Raw genomic sequence first — 17,200 nt, forward strand, 5'->3', positions numbered from 1 at the left:
CAAAAAACTCCGTTTCAATCGGCAAACTTTGCATCTTTCAAAAGAAAACCGCCATCCGGCAATGCATAAACACCTTCAAGGTTCTTTGTTTTGCCGGAAAGCACGTCTTTCTGACCAAGGAATATCCATGGTGCATCCTGAAAGATGATCTTTTGCGCTTTGCCGTAAAGTTCGGCGCGTTTTCTGTCATCAGCCGTTTTGACGGCATCGGCAAGATCCTGGTCGACCTCGGCATTTTTATAATAGGCAACATTGAAGAGATTGGGCGGAAAGCTTTCGCTCGAAAAAAGCGGGCGCATTCCGTAATCGGCATCGGCAGTTGATGCCGACCAGCCGCCAAACTGCATTTGCACTGTCGATTCTTCAGGTGTTCTAGCCCCCCAGACGCGGTCAGCCTCGACACCGGCTTCAAGGGGTGTAACGTTCACTTTGATATTCACCGCCGCCAGTTGTTGTTGCAAAAACTGCAAACCGCGAATGACCATGGTGCTGTTTTTGCCGAAAATTTCGGTGTTGAAACCATTCGGATAACCGGCTTCTGTCAAAAGCTGTTTGGCTTTTTCGATATTATATTCATATTGACCGACATTGGTGTAATATTTCAGGAGTGGCGGAATAGGTGATGTCGCCGGTTCGCAAAAACCGTTCATCACAACTTTGCAGAAGGCATTTTTATCAACTGCATAATTCATAGCCTGACGCACACGCACATCATCAAACGGCTTTTTCATTGTGTTGATTGCCACATAATATTCGGCAATAGACGGTTCTTTGGTCACAACCAGATTGGGCATTTTTTGCGCAACGGCAAAAAGTTCCGGCGGAAAATCGGGAACGAATTGCACTTCTTGCGCCTGCAACATGGCAAAACGCGCGCCATTTTCCGGAACCGAACGAATGGTGACACCATCAACGCCGACAGTGCCATTCCAGTAATGGTCGTTTTTTATGACTTCAAGCGTGTCGCTTGAACGGTTTTTGAAAATAAACGGGCCGGTGCCAACGGGGTGGCGGTCAATATCGCGACCATATTTTTCAAGAGCCGCCGGTGAAATCATCATGGTTCCGGTATGCGCCATGGAAGAAGGAAAAGCCCCATATGGTTCTTTGAGGATTACCTTGACCGTATAATCATCCACGACTTCCACATGGTCGAGCATGGAAACGAGAACGCGACGCGATAATTTGTTTTCAGGACTTGCAAGCCGCTCAAGATTGATTTTGACTGCTTGTGCGTTAAAGTCTGCCCCGTCATGGAACTTCACGCCTTTACGCAAATAGAAGGTAAATTCTTTGGCATCGCTTGAAGCTTCATAACGTTCGGCCAGAAGCGGTACAATTTTCAAATCTTTGTCGAACCCCAACAAGCCTTCATAAATCGTCCGGAGCGAAGTCATGGTCAATGTATCATTGATATTGGTCGGGTCGAGTTTTGTCAGATTGACAGGAACGGCAACCGTCAACGTTTTGGCTTCTGACAGAGCCGGCATCAACATGGTGGTACAAACGAGCCCCGCAGCAAGCAATCGTTTCAAATTCAACATCAATCATCCATTTCGTTGGTTTGTCGAGATTTATTGGTTTTTTGATAAAAGTTTTCAAAAAGCGGCAGCAAAGCTGCCACCCTTATTTTCATTCATCGGTAAATTTTGCGCCATCAAGCGAGAAACCGCCATCAGGCAGCATATAAACGCCTGACAATTTTTTGGTTTTCGCAGAAATATTCTGCTTTTCACCGAGGAAAATCCACGGCGCATCTTCAAACACCGTTTGCTGGACAATTTTATAAGCTTCCGCACGTTTTGTATCGTCGGCTGTTTTTATGCCTTCAGCGAGAGCCTGATCGACCTTTTCATTTTTATAATAGGAGGTGTTATAGAGATTGGGCGGAAAGCTTTCGCTGGCAAGGAGCGGACGCAAACCATAATCGGCATCACCTGTTGAAGCCGACCAGCCGCTATAAAGCATTTGCACGTCGGATTTTTCAGGTGTCTCTGCGCCCCAGACGCGGTCAGCCTCGACACCGGCTTCAAGTGGCGTTACCGTAACCTTGACATTGACCTTGGCAAGTTCCTGTTGCAAAAACTGCATGGCACGAATAACGGCCGTGCTGTTTCTTGAAAAAACCTCTGTTTCAAAACCGTTTGCATAGCCTGCCTCGGCCAGCAATTGTTTGGCTTTTTCAGGGTTATATTCATATTGCCCGACATTGGTATAAAAGCGCAATAGCGGCGGAATCGACGATGTTGCCGGTTCACAATAACCGTTCAGGACAACCTTGCAGAAAGCTTCCTTGTTGACAGCATAGTTCAGGGCTTTGCGAACTCTGATGTCGTCAAAAGGCTTTTTCATGACATTCATCGATGTATAAAATTCATAGATCGACGGGGCTGTTGTTACGTCAAGTGTCGGTATTTTTTTGGCAACTTCAACAAGTTCGGAAGGAAAATCCGGCACATATTGCAATTCGCCGGCCTGCAACATGGCAAAACGGGCGCCACTTTCGGGAACCGAGCGGATGACAACGCCATCAACATCGGCAACTTTACCCCAATAATTTTCGTTCTTTGTCACCTCGAAAATATCACCGCTCCAGCTTTTGAATTTGAACGGTCCGGTTCCGACAGGATGACGGTCAATATCCTTGCCATATTTCTTGATTGCTGCCGGAGAAATCATCATTGTGCCAGGGTGGGCAAGCGAGGAAGGCAGCGCCCCATAAGGCTCTTTGAGATAAATTTTGATTGTATAATCATCGACAATGTCGACATGGTCGAGCATCGAAATCAACACGCGCCGCGACAATTTGTTTTCCGGATTGGCCAAACGGTCAAGATTGAATTTCACTGCCTCGGCGTTAAAATCCGTACCATCATGGAATTTGACGCCTTTACGCAAATAAAAGGTAAATTCCTTGGCGTCGCTCGAGGCTTCATAACGTTCGGCCAAAAGCGGAATAATCTTGTAATCCTTGTCGAAACCCAACAGCCCCTGATAGACTGTGCGCAGCGATGTCATTGTCAATGTGTCATTGATATTGGTGGGGTCAAGTTTGGTGAGATTGAATTCGACACCGACAGCCAAAGGTTTGGCTTCAGCCCAAACCGGCATTGCTGCCAATACCGAAACCAGTCCAGCTGCAAAATATCGTTTAACAAGCTTCATTTTCCCTCTCCTTCAAACAATAGACCCGATTGTTCAACGCGTTCAAAAATGCCCACCGGATGACAGGCAACAAAATGTTCCGGCTCTACTTCAATGAGCGGCTCGACCAAAGGTTCATTACCCGGTTCCCTTACAGGGCTTGGCACTTCCCCTTCAATAAGTGGCCGCTCGATAAAACGGCGCGCCGGATCGGCTATCGGTACGGCGGCAAGCAAACGCTGCGTATAAGGGTGAAGCGGATGATTGAACACTGCCTGCCTTGGACCGATTTCGACAATCTGGCCAAGATACATCACCGCCACGCGGTGACTGATACGCTCCACCACAGCCATATCATGGCTGATAAAAAGATAGGATAAACCCAATTTTCTTTGCAAGTCCATCAATAGATTGACAATTTGCGCCTGAATGGAAACATCAAGGGCTGCCACTGCCTCGTCGGCAATGAGGAGTTCCGGCCCGCAGGCCAATGCGCGGGCAATACACAGGCGTTGGCGCTGGCCACCGGAAAATTCATGCGGGTAACGGCGCGCCACATGTGGCGGAAGGCCTACCGCCTGCAACAATTCCTGCACGCGCTCGTCAACCTTGTTTGCGGGAACGAGTTTATGCGTCAACAAAGGTTCGGCAATCGAAAAGCCGACCGTCAAGCGCGGATCAAGCGAGGCAAACGGATCCTGAAACACATATTGGATGTTCTGGCGTATCTTGTGGCGCTCGGCATTATCCATTTTTAAAATATCGCGCCCGTGAAGCAGAATTTCGCCGCTCCTCGGTTCGGTCAATTGCATAATCGTGCGCCCGACAGTGGATTTGCCGCAACCGCTTTCACCGACAAGTGCCAGCGTTTCACCCGCTTTAATGGAAAAGCTCACCTGCTCGGCAGCATGAACCCGCCCTGTCACCTTGCCAAAAAAGTTCTTTTTGACATCGTAACGGGTTACAAGTTTCTTCACATCAAGCACAACATCATCTTGCCTCACTGTATTCTGCGGCAATGCTTGAACCGCATCTTTACCGGGTGAGCGTATATCGAATGGGCGTGGCAATTTTTCATTGGCCAGTGCACCAAGTTGCGGAACTGCGGCAAGCAAAGCTTGCGTATAAGGTGCTTGCGGGTGCTTGAAAATTTCGTTCGACGTGCCTTCTTCGATCTTGTCGCCACGGCACATCACAAGCACGCGGTCGGCAACCTCGGCAACCACACCCATATCATGGGTGATAAAGACCACGCCCATACCAAGCTCGTCCTGCAACATGCGGATAAGGCGCAAAATCTGCGCCTGAATTGTTACATCAAGGGCGGTTGTCGGTTCGTCGGCAATGAGAAGCTGCGGGCGACAGGCAAGTGCCATTGCAATCATCACCCTTTGACGCATACCACCGGAGAGCTGGTGCGGGTGGCGATCAAGCAGCCCCTTGGCGTCGGGAATACGCACCTTTTCAAGCATCGCAAGCGCTTCCTGACGCACTTCCTTGTGCGTACCCCCCTGATGAAGGCGGATTGCCTCGCCAATCTGGTCACCTATGGTGAAAACGGGATTAAGCGATGTCATCGGCTCCTGAAATATCATCGCAATATTTTTGCCGCGAACGCTATTCATTTGCGATTGGGTGAGCTTTGTAAGATCGCGCACTGCATTCTTGTCGTTAAAGAGCACCTCGCCGGAAGAAATTTTACCACCGCCGAATTCGATAAGACGCATAATAGAGAGCGACGTTACCGATTTTCCCGAACCGCTTTCGCCCACTATCGCCAATGTTTCACCGGCATTGACCGAAAAATCAAGCGACTTCACCGCACGGAAATTGCCGTCTTCGGTTTTGAAATCGACATCAAGGCCTTTTACGTTTAACAGCGGCGCATCCAAATTGACCAACCTCTTTTCTTCCGACATTTCAACCGCTTTCCGGAACGCGTTTGAAAAAGCTGACTTCACCCGCTTTTTTAACGTACTCAAAATTCAACGAAAGGTTTTTTCTCAAATTCTTTCTACCCACTATGGTTGTTTTAGGCAAAACCAAGGACAGAGTAACCCGTTGTCATGGACAACGCCTTTAAACTGTCTTGCTATGATACAATCACCAGAATCTTGCTTTCTTGGCCGCCAGGGCACAAGAAAAGATCGCTCACGATTAAAAATGCCGCCGAATATATATTTTGCGGGCGCATTCCTGCTTTACCTTTTTTTAAAACCGTCAAAGCCGGTTTTATTCACTAAATCGTACTTGTCGTTCAAGTGTTTTTTTCAAAAACTTTCAAAACTGGCATATAAATTGCTTAAGGGCTTCCTATTTTCCTTTAAAAATCAGCTTGTTGCGGCATTGTTGATAAGTGTGGCAAGCGAGATAAAATGCGACGGTTTCATGGTTGCAGCATTAACGCCCGACATATCTTCAGCCATCCATAAAGACCGTAAAATGCTTTCTTCTGTTGCTTCTATCACCGCCTCGAACATGGGCGAGAGGGCGCGGTCGTCAATATGGGGAACAGCAACCATGTGCGATTCTTCTTCCCTATGGCGGAGTTCTTTTGCCGTAGAAAAAGCAAGGGCAAAATCGCCCGAACCATTGCTCAACGCCGCTCCGCTTTTGGCAAGCCCTCCGAATGTCCGGTTGGCAAGCCGTTTCAATTGTCTTGAATCGAGGGCCGCATCGGTTGCAACAATCATCATAATCGACCCGTCTTTATCAGCACCCGGTACGGGATAATTTATGTCGCTCTTTTCGAGAATTCCAAGATGCCCGCCAAAATTCGACTGCACAAGAATGCCGATTGTATAGGTTTTGTCACCCATTTTAACGAGGCGCGAGGCCGTGCCGATACCACCTTTAAGACCGAAGGCCACTGTGCCGGTACCGGCTCCCACTGCCCCTTCTTCAAAACGGCCGGAGCGGGCAATTTTCAAAGCTTCGAGCATTTCATCAAAGCTCGGGCGCAAAGCCCGTATATTATTCAGCCGTGAATCATTGGTTTCACCGACAACAGCGTTAATCGAAGTTGCGTTTTCATTGCCCTTTTCATGCAAGGTGTAATAGATCAGTGCTTCAATCGCACGACCGGTTGCAAGTGTATTGGTGAGCAATATCGGTGTTTCAAGCTCGCCAAGTTCTTCCACCTGAACAGAGCCTGCAAATTTTCCATAACCGTTAAATGCGCTGAAACCGGCCGGTATCCTGTTTTTAAAAATATTGTCGGAATGCGGCACAATCGCTGTGACGCCGGTGCGGGTTGCATCCCCTTCCTTGATCGTGACATGGCCTACTTTGACACCGGCAACATCGGTGAGCGCATTGAGCGGACCACTTTTATAATAACGGGTGACATAATGTTCCGGCAGAGGTTTCGAACAATCATTTTGAAATGACAATGTTAACCCTTTCATTTTTTCCTTCAAGCATGGGAACCCGAAGGATTTACGAATTATATAACAATTTCAATGACGAGTGAGCGTAAACATTATCCCGCATTGTGTCCGACTTTCTCGCAGTCACGAGATAATCAATATCTTCCATGGGGGCAACGGTGAATGTGCCCTGTTTTTCGAATTTTGAATGATCGGCAGAAACGATTATCTTTTCTCAAATTTGCAGTCATAGCGCGTGCTATTTCAGTCATTGCCCGATCAAAATCGGAAAACACGCTGTTACAAAAGGCGCTGACGGCTATAAAAGCATTACGGGCGTGGAATGTTTTTGCTCTCTTAAGGGAAAGCCCCCGATATTCTGACGACATCCGGCTTCTAACGAACGGCTCAAAACACACAGCATGGTGGGAATTGGCAGTCAAAATATCCGCAACACTGCTTGAACTTGTAAAATTAACATTCTTGAAGAAAACCGGCCTCTTTCTACAGGCTGGTCTCTCTTCCAGAACGCTTGTTTCACGTGCCAAACCGGCAGGTTTTCCGTTCTTGGCTTCTCCGGTTTAAAAACGGTTTTAAATTCCGGATGCCGATTTTTAAAGCTTCCGATTTCTATCGGATACGGGCAATAATCTCACCGGCATTGGTAATACTGCCCACCGGTTTTACAATGTCCAGTGTCCCGCTTGTTTCGGCTTTAATTTCAGTTTCCATTTTCATGGCTTCCATAACGGCTACAGTCGAACCTTCTTCGACTTTTTTGCCGTCCTCGACGAGCCAAGCTTTGATCGTTCCGGGAATTGGTGCGGCAATATCACCAGCGCCCTTATCGGCCTTCATGATTTCTCCGCCTTCGGAATGCGGATTTTGTGCTCCATTGACTGCACTCCCCGCACCTTCAAGCAATTTCAAAAACCGGAACGGCAAACCGAGTTCCACCCGCTTTCCGTCGATTTCAATATCGAAACGCTCGATTTGCGGCTCAATTTTATCGGCTCTTTTTTCCATAGCCAGTTTTTCGGCAAAATCGTTTTCGATCCAGCGTGTATAAACTTTAAAGCCGTTTTCTCCAATAAAATCCGGATGTTGAATAACAAGCCGGTCAAATGGCAAGACCGTTGCAACTCCTTCAATTTCAAATTCGCTCAAAGCCCGTGCGGCACGTTTTAACGCTTCTTCGCGGGTTCTTCCGGTAATAATCAATTTTGCAATCATCGAGTCAAATTGCGGGGCAACAATACCGCCTTCGACCACACCGCTATCAAGCCGCACACCGGGGCCTGACGGCGGCGAAAACTTTGTAATTTTTCCAGGACACGGCAAAAATCCGCGTCCGACATCCTCGGCATTGATGCGAAATTCAATGGCGTGGCCGATAGGTGACGGCGTTTTATCAATTGTCAAAGGCAAACCTTCGGCAATACGGAATTGTTCAACCACCACATCAATCCCGCTTGTTTCTTCTGTCACCGGATGCTCGACCTGCAATCTCGTATTGACTTCGAGAAAGGAAACAACGTCATTGCGCCCCAACAGGAATTCGACAGTCCCGACACCGCTATAATTGACATGGCGGCAAATATTTGTAGCCGCTTCTCTCAAACGTTTTTCAACCGCTTCGGAAATAAAAGGTGCCGGTGCTTCCTCGACAAGTTTCTGGTTACGCCTTTGCAATGAACAATCACGCGTTCCAAGCACCACAACATGCCCCATTTTGTCGGCAATCACCTGCGCTTCGACATGGCGGGGGCGATCAAGAAACTGTTCCACATAACATTCGCCACGGCCAAAAGCCTGAACGGCTTCACGGACAGCCGACCGGAAAAGCTCTTCAGCCTCTTCCCGTTTCCATACAACCTTCATGCCGCGCCCGCCGCCGCCATGCGCGGCCTTGATCGCAACAGGAAAACCATATTTTTCGGCAAAAGCGACAACATCCTTGCCACTTGTAATCATACCGTTGCTACCGGCAACAAGAGGTGCGCCTACCTCTTTTGCAACTGCACGGGCTTTGAGCTTGTCGCCCAAAAGATCAATCACTTCCGGATCGGGTCCTATCCAGATAAGGCCGGCATCAATTACCGCTTTGGCAAATTCGGCACTTTCCGACAAAAAGCCATAGCCCGGATGAATGGCATCAGCCCCCGAACGTTTGGCAATTTGAATAATTTTGCTGCCATCAAGATAGGTTTCTTCCGGCCGATTACCATTGAGGCTATAAGCCTCGTCGGCTTCTTTGACAAAAAGCGCCGAACTATCAATATCGGCATAAATTGCAACCGACAAAACACCGTAATCGCGTGCCGCACGAACAATGCGCAATGCAATTTCTCCGCGATTGGCAATCAGTATTTTTTTCATGAACGTCCCCAACACTGTAAATTTATCATTTTCTTGATCGAGCCTGCGCTCTTGTTTTTACCAAAAACGGCCTTTCGCCTTTATGTTTTCCGGTTCTTGCTATTTCCATTTGATTTCATGGTTTTTTTGAAGTTTTATCGGCACCGTCTTTCAAGCTTTTCTGCTCGCTGTCATAGAAATTTTTGACGGCGCGAAACTTGATAAAAGCCCCTATCGGAATTTGTGCCGCAAGGTCGACCTGATCTTCCACAAGATTGGCAATGACCGGATAACCGCCGGTAACAGGCCGATCACGCAAAAACAAAACCGGTTCTCCATTTGCTGGTACTTCTATTGCGCCGGTTACTGTGCCCTCACTTGGCAATTCATCGCTTCGCGAGCGCTCTAGACGGGCGTCACTTTGTAATCTTATGCCAATTCTGTTGGAAGCTGCCGTCACTTGCCACGGTTTTTCAAGAAACATCGCAATCGAATGCTCTGTAAACCAGTCGGTACGCGGCCCCATAACCACATCAAGCACCACTTGATCGCCTGCTTTCGGCAAAAAGTAAGGGTCATCAAGCGACAATAAAACCGGCCGCAAAGGGCTATCATTGGCTATAAAGATGTTGTCACCTGCTGATAACGGTTTTGGCCCCAAATTGGAAAGACTGTCAAAAGACGCACTTTTTAAAACCGGTTCAACTTTAAAGCCGCCGCGCAAAGCCATATAGCTGCGAAAGCCTGCCAATGGTTGTCCAAGAATGATTTCATCGCCTTCATCAATGGAAAGCGGTGTGTTTTTTTCAAAAACAAAAACCGTGCCTTTTGCCGATTTGACGGTAATTGGCAGCTTAGCACCGGTAAAAGCAATAACCGATGGCTGCAATGCTTTCATCCGCGCATTTCCATAGGTGAATTCCAGCACCGGTTGTTCAAGAGAATTGCCGACAAGCCGGTTGGCATTGGCCATTGCTTTCTGGTCAAGTGCCCCTGAAGGGGAAAGCCCTTGCGAGGATTGAAGCAAGCGCCCGCGATCCTGAAACGTCACCGGCATCAATGTTGTTAGCAATTTGAAAACCGCATTTCCTTGACGTGCTAGAGTTTTTTCACGAGGTAATATTCCACTGTCGTCATGATTGCCCGTTTTCCCGATGGCCGGTACTGTTTCAATTTCTATTGTTTTCCCGATACCCGATGCTTCGGTTTCATCACCCGTTTTTGTTAAATCAGCCTTTTCATTCTGCTCTATCGCTTTCGTTGCAGCACCGTTCTTTAAAGCTTTGCTACCCGACCTATCCGGCACTGATTTTCCGGCTTTTTCATTCGGGGATAAGGAAAAGCTTGTCGTCCCATTGGAACGAGCCGAATAATCTTTCGTCACATCGACAAAATGCACTCTGTCACCGGGTTTTAGAAGTGAAGGCGGGTCGCGGTCGAGATCAAACATTTTAACATCTGTCCGCCCGATCAATTGCCAACCACCGGGGCTTGGTTGCGGATAGACACCACCGAATTTCCCTGCAAGTGCTACAGAACCCGCGGGAATAGATTTTCGTGGTGACGCACGCCTTGGAACATTAAAAAGTGGATCGCCGCCCGTCAAATAGGCAAAACCGGGAGCAAAGCCACAAAAAGCAACCTGATAATGACTTTCCGTATGACGACGGATAACCTCTTCACGGTCAATTTTTAAAAGAGCAGCAACGTCGTCGAGATCTTCCCCCTCATAGACAACCGGTATTTCGACAAGTTTGCCACTTTTTTGCTGCCCTTTTTCAAGTTTCAATCCCGCAATGTTTGTTTCCAACGTGGTCTCATCGGCAAGCAGGGGATCAAAAGTGACAAGCAAAGTTCGCGCTGCCGGAATAATTTCGACAATAGCTTGAAGATTGTCCTGCGCCTGAACCTTTTCTTGATCTTGAAGATTTTTCTCTCCGCGCCAGATTTCTTGCTGCAAGCAGTCAAACAAAGCCAATGTTTCTTCAAGATCGGCAAGCTCGATCAGAAAGGCCGAATTATTGACACCGAGAAAGCGCATTGGAAAGAGACACTCCCTCAATCAACAAATGGCTTTAAGGAAACACCGGCTTTTTCAAGACCGGCTTTGACAGCTTTGGCCATCAATACCGCACTCGGACTGTCGCCGTGGAGGCAAATTGACTGTGCATCAAGGGTAATCTCTTTGCCATCAATCGCGGTAATTTTGCCTGTCTCGACAAATTTTACCATACGTTCGGCGACAATAGCGGGGTTACTCAACACTGCACCTTTTTCGCGGCGGGACACTAGTGTCCCATCACTATTATAGGCGCGGTCGGCAAAAGCTTCTGCCACCACAACAAGTCCGGCTTCACGGGCAAAAGGAATAATGGCCGAACCCGCCAATGCCATCAATACCAGCGACGGCTCGACCGCCTTGATCGCATTGATAACGGCTTTCGCCTGACGCATATCATAGGCAATCGTGTTATAGAGTGCGCCATGGGGCTTCACATAGACAACTTTGGTTCCTGCCGCTTTGGCAAGCCCCATAAGCGCGCCGATCTGATAAATGGCGTCGCCCGTCAATTCGCTATCGGTCGGGTCCATATTGCGGCGGCCGAAGCCCACAAGGTCACGATAGCCGATATGGGCACCGACGCGCACATTATTCTTCTTTGCTGCCTCAAGTGTTCGCAAGATTCCCGCCGGGTCACCGGCATGAAAACCGCAAGCAACATTGGCACTGGTTACAATGGAAAGCATTTCGCTGTCTTCCCCCATTTTCCAGGGGCCGAAACTTTCACCAAGGTCGCTGTTCAAATCAATAGATTTCATTCTACCCTCCCTTTGCCGAATATAGATTCTTGTTTATTTTATATTGTTGAACAATCTAACTTTGATTGTTAGACATTGCAATCATGTTCTTTCTCAAATAAACTTGTAAATATATTCGGAGGATGGTGAAGCGGGAGGATTGCGGTTCTGCTATCCGGTTTCATGCATTTCAATTCAAGACTTTGCGCGAGTGCTTGCGCTCGCTTGAAAATCGAGGGGTGGGAAGGATTATGAAAACCAGCAAAGATGAAATATCGCTTGCAGACCAGACTGTCAAAGCGATTGAAACGGGTATTATCAATGGCCAGTATTATCCGGGCGAGCATTTAAGTGAAGCAACGCTTACAAAAAAACTGTCGGTCTCACGCAATACATTACGTGAAGCATTCCGGATACTGACCAAAAACGGGCTTGTCGAATATCGTGCCAATCGCGGTGTTTTTGTGGCGGTTCCCGACTTCAATACGATTGTCGATGTCTATAATGCGCGCCGTATTATCGAAGTGGGGGCGGTGCGCAACGTGCATTTCCCTCATCCCTCTATCAGCTTGATGGAACGGGTGGTGGAAGAATCGGAACAATTTTGCGAGGAAAAGAAATGGCAGGATGTCGGCACAGCCGATATGGAATTTCATCAATTACTGGTAAGCCTTGGAAATAGCCCGCGTCTTGACCGGCTATTTGTCGAACTCACAATCGAACTCAGATTAATCTTCGGCCTTGTGACCGACTTGCGCTCGCTTCACCAGCCTTTTGTCGCCATGAACCGCAATATTGTCGAAAGCTTAAAAAAAGAAAAGCCGAAGAAAGCAGCGCGCCTCCTCAAAGTCTATCTGAAACAATCCGAAAGGATGATTATGAGAGCTTATACGGCACAGCAAAAATAACGCCTCGCTTCTCCGGTCTGTCGTTATCTTTTTCTTATTTTGTGTGTCGTGTATTTCAACGTGTTACTTCACGCCGTATATCCCGCGAGCATTTTACATTGTTTGCCCCAGACCGGCATTTTCTACCGTGTTTTTACCGGAAATGCCGGTTATTTCCATGAACAGTTGGCGGTTGATCTGTTGATACCGTTCATGACACAAAAACTATATGTCATGTTCTTTTGTAAACTATCGCCTCTTATTGCCGGATAATGTGCCAATGGTTTTCACTTCAATTTTGCCTTTGTTCTTTATATATTCTGGCTTATTCAAACTGTTCAATAGAGCTTCCCGAACGGCTTCAAGGCAAATATAGATGTTGCTTTTATTAAAACAGGCTAGCCCATTTTGTTACTCATGCTAGACTTGTTTTATCATAATGACAAAGGGCGTGCCTATGCTTCGAGAAAATATCGCCGATCTTATGGCCTTTATGGTTGTTGCCGAGGAAAAAAGCTTTACCAAAGCCGCCCGCAAGCTCAACATATCACAATCGGCTTTGAGCCATTCGATAAAAAATCTGGAAGATCGCCTGCATTTACAATTGTTGCGCCGAACCACACGTTCGGTTGCACCGACCAATATTGGCGAACGGCTTTTGGAACTTTACACGCCCCATCTTGTGGCGATGGAAAGCGAGCTTAAAAACCTTTGTGAAACAATCGACCACCCATCCGGCACAATCCGCATAACCGCGCCCGATTATGCAGCAAAAGCCATTTTATGGCCGAAGCTTTGCCCGCTTCTTGCTAAATATCCAGATATTCATCTTGAAATTTCAATTGATTACGCTTTGACCGACATTGTGGCCGAACGTTTCGACGCCGGTGTGCGGCTTGGTGAACAGGTCGAGAAAGATATGATCGCGCTCAAAATCGGGCCGGATCTCCGCATGGCGGCTGTCGCTTCACCACACTATCTTGAAACCCATTCCGTTCCCGAAACGCCGCGCGATCTTCTTGAGCATCATTGCATCAATCTGCGATTGCCGACATCCGGCGGTTTTTACGTGTGGGAATTTGAAGAAAATGGTCATGAATGCAAAATAAGGGTTGAAGGACAATTGAGCTTCAACACAATCGATCAGGCATTGGATGCTGCCGAAGCCGGTTTCGGTATTGCCTACACAACCGAAGATGCTGTGGTGGAACGGGTGGCAAGCGGGCGGCTTAAACGCATTCTTGAAAATTATTGCCCGCCATTTCCGGGATATTATCTCTATTATCCGACACGACGCCAACATACCGCCGCTTTTCAACTGGTTATCGATAGTTTGCGCTATAAGGCTTTATAAGATTGCGCACGCCGCACATTTTACATTTCAATTTCCGATAAGGCTTAAAAAAGGGGCTATCTGCCATTTCGGGTTTTTCATCGCGGCTCATTCTATCCGTTTAACCCTTCCAGTCTCGAATTGTCGCAGATTTGTTTTTACGGTTCATTCTCCCCTTCCCGTAAATTTGTTTTATGATTTCCCGATATTTCTGCTGCCTCTCCTGAACCTTGCCTTTTCAAATTGTCAGACTGGGAGGATTTTTGGCCGGTAAACTTTGAGAACCCTACATTGGCAAATCAGCTTGTTTTATGAAAATTTTGCATAAAGCCTAGTCTGCCGTACCTTCTTTTAGAAGACGTGCTTTTCGGATTAATCTCGCTCACAATAAGCAACCACGCATTGTCGATCAGGATCGTGCGAATTTGAATGTGCATTTTGTCAAAGGGTTTCAAAAGATGGTCAAACGCAACTGGGTAATAACCGGCGTTTCAAGCGGTTTCGGCTATGAAATGGTCAAACAGGTTTTAAGCCGCGGCGATAACGTATTGGGAACTGTGCGCAAAACTCGACCTGTCGAAGAGCTGGTTAACCGCTATCCCGATAATTTTCATGTCGAAATTGTCGATATGAAAGACCGGAAAGCTGTGAAACAACTTGGGCAAAAAGCCGAAGAATTGTTTTCAACAATTGATGTGATTGTCAGCAATGCCGGATATGGATTATTCGGAGCTGCCGAAGAATTGTCGGATGAAGAAATTGACGATATTATCGCAACCAATCTCACCGGCTCGATCGACTTTATCCGCGCCTTCTTGCCCGTTATGAGGAAAAAACAACATGGGCGCATCATCCAGATTTCTTCCTATGGGGGTGAAGTCGCTTTTGCCGGAAATTCGCTTTATCACGCGACGAAATGGGGCATAGAAGGATTTTGTGACTCGCTTTCACAAGAAATGGCGCCATTCAATATTGGCGTGACGATTGTCGAACCCGGTGGGGCAAGAACCGAATTCCGCTATAAAAGCGCAAAAATTGCAAAGCCTATAAAAGCTTATGACAACACGCCTGCCCACGCTTTCCAGAAAATGCTTGATCGGAAAAACGGCTTGGCCGCAGGTGATCCCGAACGTATGGCTGCCCGCATTATCGAAAGTGTCGATATAACGCCCGCACCATTACGCATGGTGCTCGGTTCAGGTGCTTTAAAAACCACCATCGAGGTTTTAAAAAAACGGCTTGAAGACTTCAAAGGGCAAGAACAACTTGCCGCTTCAACCGATTTTTAAAAGAGATGAAACAACCCTTTTCTTAAATCTCCGGCAAAGCCGAATATTAAAGTGCTGTGGGTTCCGTCAGAAGATGCTTTTTAGTCAAAGGGAAAAATTTTTAACCAGAAGATCAATTGCGTTCGGCAAAATTATCAGCTCTGTTCCTTCATGCTCTAATGGCTAAATGATTGCGTTTTTTCATCGGCAACTGTTAAATACGTTGCCGAAAGCCCGATCTATTGCTTTTAACGCTTATTATTCCCGATTTTTCTCACGGTGTATTTTATAACGCAGCGCAATAACACCCTGACCGGCGTTTTTTACCTCCAGCAATTCGAGTGACTGGCCGGCAGCCGGATTTCCTGTCACCAAAACCGTTTTTTCCGTTCCGCTATTATCCGTGCAAGGTGACCAATCAAATAAGGAAGGTGCAGCTTTGCGCCCGTCAATACCGGGATAGATCATCACACTCAATTCATTGATAAGCCCGTTTTCCAGAAATGCTCCGTTAATCGTGCCGCCACCTTGCAAAACAATGCGCTTCATATTGAAGAAACGCCCAAGACTTTCCATGGCTTCCACAAGATCATTTCCATCTTCACCGGCAAAGACATAGGAAATTCTTAAGGCACGGAGATATTCCAGATAGGCTTGCGATATTTTTTTGCCCAAAACAACAATGATGTTTTCGCCGCAAATTTCGTCGCCTTCATATTTTATGCGCCCATGGCGATCCACAACAATGCATAGCCGTTTTGTTTCGCGCTTACCGATAAAAGGTTGCGGGTCAATCACTCTTACAGGATTTGGGTCATTGAATTCCTGCTTTGCAAAATGCCTTTGAACGGTAACCCGCCCCAGCATTTCCGCGTCGCAATTGAAACTGTCGCTAAGATCATAATAGGAAATGGTCGTATCATCGTTTTCTGTCCCGTCATAAGGCGCAGTCCAATGATCTTCCACGATTTTTCCGTCAATCGATGTCATCATATGGCAAATTATAAAAGGGCGCATGATTTCTCCTTGAACCATAAAATCATGAAAGAGCAACGAGATAAGCAAAGACTCTTTGAAAACAATCTTCTTGATCTATAGACGCTTGAAGCCCGCTCATAAACCGGCCTCATTTCACAAGGCCTATTAGAAAAATTCATTAATAAAGGAGCGGGCTTTGCCTGAAACACGTTCTTTTTTATAAGCTCGCGAAAATAAAAAGCGAACGGATATATGGGAAAAAAAGCACATCATAAGCTTTGAATCCGTGGATCAAGCCTCTCTCTTTCTCAGAATTGCTTAACCTTCCTTTTTCGTCACCCTCCCTCCCCTTCTTATGACACTCGCTTCCCTTTCCCGTTCGCCTTGCTCCCGCCCACTTCTCACCGCCTCCTTCCCGATGATTTATCGCTCTGCCCGCTACTACTAATTTTTTAAAAAATTCCTGTTGGTTGTTTTGGTCTATCTTGCAAAAAAAACCGAACTGGAGAATAGTTTCCTTAAAAGGGAAAGTTTTTTTAGAAATGATCGGGACGAGCAAACCATTTTCCGTGGTTATCAGGGTGTTGTGCATTTTCGCACTGCTCAACCTCGCCTTCGCCCATAATCGCAATTTTCCGGTTTTACCAAACAGCTTTGCAAGCAACTCGTCTCACCATCATGAAAGCGTTCGGCAGAACCATTCCCATATGGTTTCTGACAGCGACATTTGCTCGAAAAACGCAACTTCAAAACCGCAAAAATTAAGCAAAAAACACCAGAATGACAATTCATGTCATGAATTGGGTGCGTGTCACGCCTGCCGCATCGGCGCATCAATGCTCACCCCGCCCGATAGTGTTGAAATCGGCGAACATAACCTCTTTCTCGTCGAGATTTTACTGCCCTATGATGCGGTAATTTTCGGCACGTTTTTTGTAAAGTCCAACGCCTCGCCGCGTTCACCGCCATTGTCACTCATAAGCTGACAGGTTCAACATATCATCACATCGAATTTTTAAAAAAATGGCGCCGCCTTTTTAACGACGTGGCGCAAATGTTTGCTGC

At 47.0% G+C, this 17,200-nt stretch carries 14 protein-coding genes; 5 read left to right on the forward strand and 9 right to left on the reverse strand.

What is annotated here, in order from left to right; translation table 11 throughout:
- Positions 1–14: 14 nt before the first annotated feature.
- From BBC0122_RS10370 to BBC0122_RS10385, 4 genes are all read right to left on the reverse strand, one after another.
- The gene (locus BBC0122_RS10370) at positions 15–1,544 is read right to left on the reverse strand and encodes a glutathione ABC transporter substrate-binding protein (protein ID WP_077993587.1); all 1,530 of its coding nucleotides are present in this window, start codon (positions 1,542–1,544) and stop codon (positions 15–17) included.
- Positions 1,545–1,632: 88 nt separating this feature from the next.
- The gene (locus BBC0122_RS10375) at positions 1,633–3,165 is read right to left on the reverse strand and encodes a glutathione ABC transporter substrate-binding protein (protein ID WP_077993589.1); all 1,533 of its coding nucleotides are present in this window, start codon (positions 3,163–3,165) and stop codon (positions 1,633–1,635) included.
- The gene (locus BBC0122_RS10380; protein WP_077993593.1) at positions 3,162–5,063 is read right to left on the reverse strand and encodes an ABC transporter ATP-binding protein; all 1,902 of its coding nucleotides are present in this window, start codon (positions 5,061–5,063) and stop codon (positions 3,162–3,164) included. The genes BBC0122_RS10375 and BBC0122_RS10380 overlap by 4 nt, the downstream gene beginning before the upstream one ends.
- Before the next feature lie 411 nt (positions 5,064–5,474).
- Entirely contained in the window at positions 5,475–6,551 is a 1,077-nt protein-coding gene (locus BBC0122_RS10385) for a P1 family peptidase (RefSeq protein ID WP_077993597.1), read from the reverse strand.
- Positions 6,552–6,695: 144 nt separating this feature from the next.
- Between BBC0122_RS10385 and BBC0122_RS10390 the strand changes: the two genes are divergently transcribed.
- The gene (locus BBC0122_RS10390) at positions 6,696–7,097 is read left to right on the forward strand and encodes a hypothetical protein (protein WP_077993599.1); all 402 of its coding nucleotides are present in this window, start codon (positions 6,696–6,698) and stop codon (positions 7,095–7,097) included.
- A gap of 45 nt (positions 7,098–7,142) precedes the next feature.
- On the opposite strand, the gene BBC0122_RS10395 is transcribed toward BBC0122_RS10390, so the two are convergent.
- From BBC0122_RS10395 to BBC0122_RS10405, 3 genes are all read right to left on the reverse strand, one after another.
- Entirely contained in the window at positions 7,143–8,891 is a 1,749-nt protein-coding gene (locus BBC0122_RS10395) for an acetyl/propionyl/methylcrotonyl-CoA carboxylase subunit alpha (RefSeq protein ID WP_077993600.1), read from the reverse strand.
- Positions 8,892–9,006: 115 nt separating this feature from the next.
- Positions 9,007–10,911: a 5-oxoprolinase subunit PxpB gene (gene pxpB / locus BBC0122_RS10400; protein WP_077993602.1), complete on the reverse strand. Its 1,905-nt coding sequence runs from the start codon at positions 10,909–10,911 to the stop codon at positions 9,007–9,009.
- A 17-nt stretch (positions 10,912–10,928) separates the two neighbouring features.
- Positions 10,929–11,690, reverse strand: coding sequence for a LamB/YcsF family protein (locus BBC0122_RS10405; RefSeq protein WP_077993603.1), 762 nt, complete (start codon positions 11,688–11,690; stop codon positions 10,929–10,931).
- 230 nt (positions 11,691–11,920) lie between these two features.
- Here BBC0122_RS10405 and BBC0122_RS10410 point away from each other — a divergent pair, with 230 nt between their 5' ends.
- From BBC0122_RS10410 to BBC0122_RS10420, 3 genes are all read left to right on the forward strand, one after another.
- The gene (locus BBC0122_RS10410) at positions 11,921–12,577 is read left to right on the forward strand and encodes a GntR family transcriptional regulator (protein ID WP_188318042.1); all 657 of its coding nucleotides are present in this window, start codon (positions 11,921–11,923) and stop codon (positions 12,575–12,577) included.
- A gap of 436 nt (positions 12,578–13,013) precedes the next feature.
- Entirely contained in the window at positions 13,014–13,910 is an 897-nt protein-coding gene (locus BBC0122_RS10415) for a LysR family transcriptional regulator (protein WP_077993607.1), read from the forward strand.
- Between the two features lie 437 nt (positions 13,911–14,347).
- Positions 14,348–15,178 carry an SDR family oxidoreductase gene (locus tag BBC0122_RS10420; protein ID WP_077994666.1) on the forward strand — a complete coding sequence of 277 codons (831 nt, stop codon included), beginning with the start codon at positions 14,348–14,350 and terminating at the stop codon, positions 15,176–15,178.
- Positions 15,179–15,415: 237 nt separating this feature from the next.
- Here the strand turns inward: BBC0122_RS10420 and BBC0122_RS10425 are convergent, their stop codons facing one another.
- Both BBC0122_RS10425 and BBC0122_RS10430 read right to left on the reverse strand, forming a co-directional pair.
- Positions 15,416–16,174, reverse strand: coding sequence for a dihydrofolate reductase family protein (locus BBC0122_RS10425; RefSeq protein WP_077993609.1), 759 nt, complete (start codon positions 16,172–16,174; stop codon positions 15,416–15,418).
- Positions 16,175–16,352: 178 nt separating this feature from the next.
- Entirely contained in the window at positions 16,353–16,799 is a 447-nt protein-coding gene (locus BBC0122_RS10430) for a hypothetical protein (protein WP_077993611.1), read from the reverse strand.
- 43 nt (positions 16,800–16,842) lie between these two features.
- On the opposite strand from BBC0122_RS10430, the gene BBC0122_RS10435 reads away from it, so the two are divergent.
- Positions 16,843–17,121, forward strand: coding sequence for a hypothetical protein (locus tag BBC0122_RS10435; RefSeq protein WP_077993613.1), 279 nt, complete (start codon positions 16,843–16,845; stop codon positions 17,119–17,121).
- Positions 17,122–17,200: the final 79 nt, after the last annotated feature.

The sequence above is a fragment of the Ditibartonella choladocola genome, assembly GCF_002007565.1.
In the GTDB taxonomy this organism is placed as follows: domain Bacteria; phylum Pseudomonadota; class Alphaproteobacteria; order Rhizobiales; family Rhizobiaceae; genus Bartonella; species Bartonella choladocola.

Coding starts and splice junctions, on each gene's coding strand:
- BBC0122_RS10370 (WP_077993587.1), bottom strand. CDS start 1,544: ATGTTGAATTTGAAACGATTGCTTGCTGCGGGGCTCGTTTGTACCACC.
- BBC0122_RS10385 (WP_077993597.1), bottom strand. CDS start 6,551: ATGAAAGGGTTAACATTGTCATTTCAAAATGATTGTTCGAAACCTCTG.
- BBC0122_RS10410 (WP_188318042.1), top strand. CDS start 11,921: ATGAAAACCAGCAAAGATGAAATATCGCTTGCAGACCAGACTGTCAAA.
- pxpB (WP_077993602.1), bottom strand. CDS start 10,911: ATGCGCTTTCTCGGTGTCAATAATTCGGCCTTTCTGATCGAGCTTGCC.
- BBC0122_RS10425 (WP_077993609.1), bottom strand. CDS start 16,174: ATGCGCCCTTTTATAATTTGCCATATGATGACATCGATTGACGGAAAA.
- BBC0122_RS10405 (WP_077993603.1), bottom strand. CDS start 11,690: ATGAAATCTATTGATTTGAACAGCGACCTTGGTGAAAGTTTCGGCCCC.
- BBC0122_RS10395 (WP_077993600.1), bottom strand. CDS start 8,891: ATGAAAAAAATACTGATTGCCAATCGCGGAGAAATTGCATTGCGCATT.
- BBC0122_RS10435 (WP_077993613.1), top strand. CDS start 16,843: ATGGTTTCTGACAGCGACATTTGCTCGAAAAACGCAACTTCAAAACCG.
- BBC0122_RS10390 (WP_077993599.1), top strand. CDS start 6,696: ATGTGCCCTGTTTTTCGAATTTTGAATGATCGGCAGAAACGATTATCT.
- BBC0122_RS10420 (WP_077994666.1), top strand. CDS start 14,348: ATGGTCAAACGCAACTGGGTAATAACCGGCGTTTCAAGCGGTTTCGGC.
- BBC0122_RS10380 (WP_077993593.1), bottom strand. CDS start 5,063: ATGTCGGAAGAAAAGAGGTTGGTCAATTTGGATGCGCCGCTGTTAAAC.
- BBC0122_RS10415 (WP_077993607.1), top strand. CDS start 13,014: ATGCTTCGAGAAAATATCGCCGATCTTATGGCCTTTATGGTTGTTGCC.
- BBC0122_RS10375 (WP_077993589.1), bottom strand. CDS start 3,165: ATGAAGCTTGTTAAACGATATTTTGCAGCTGGACTGGTTTCGGTATTG.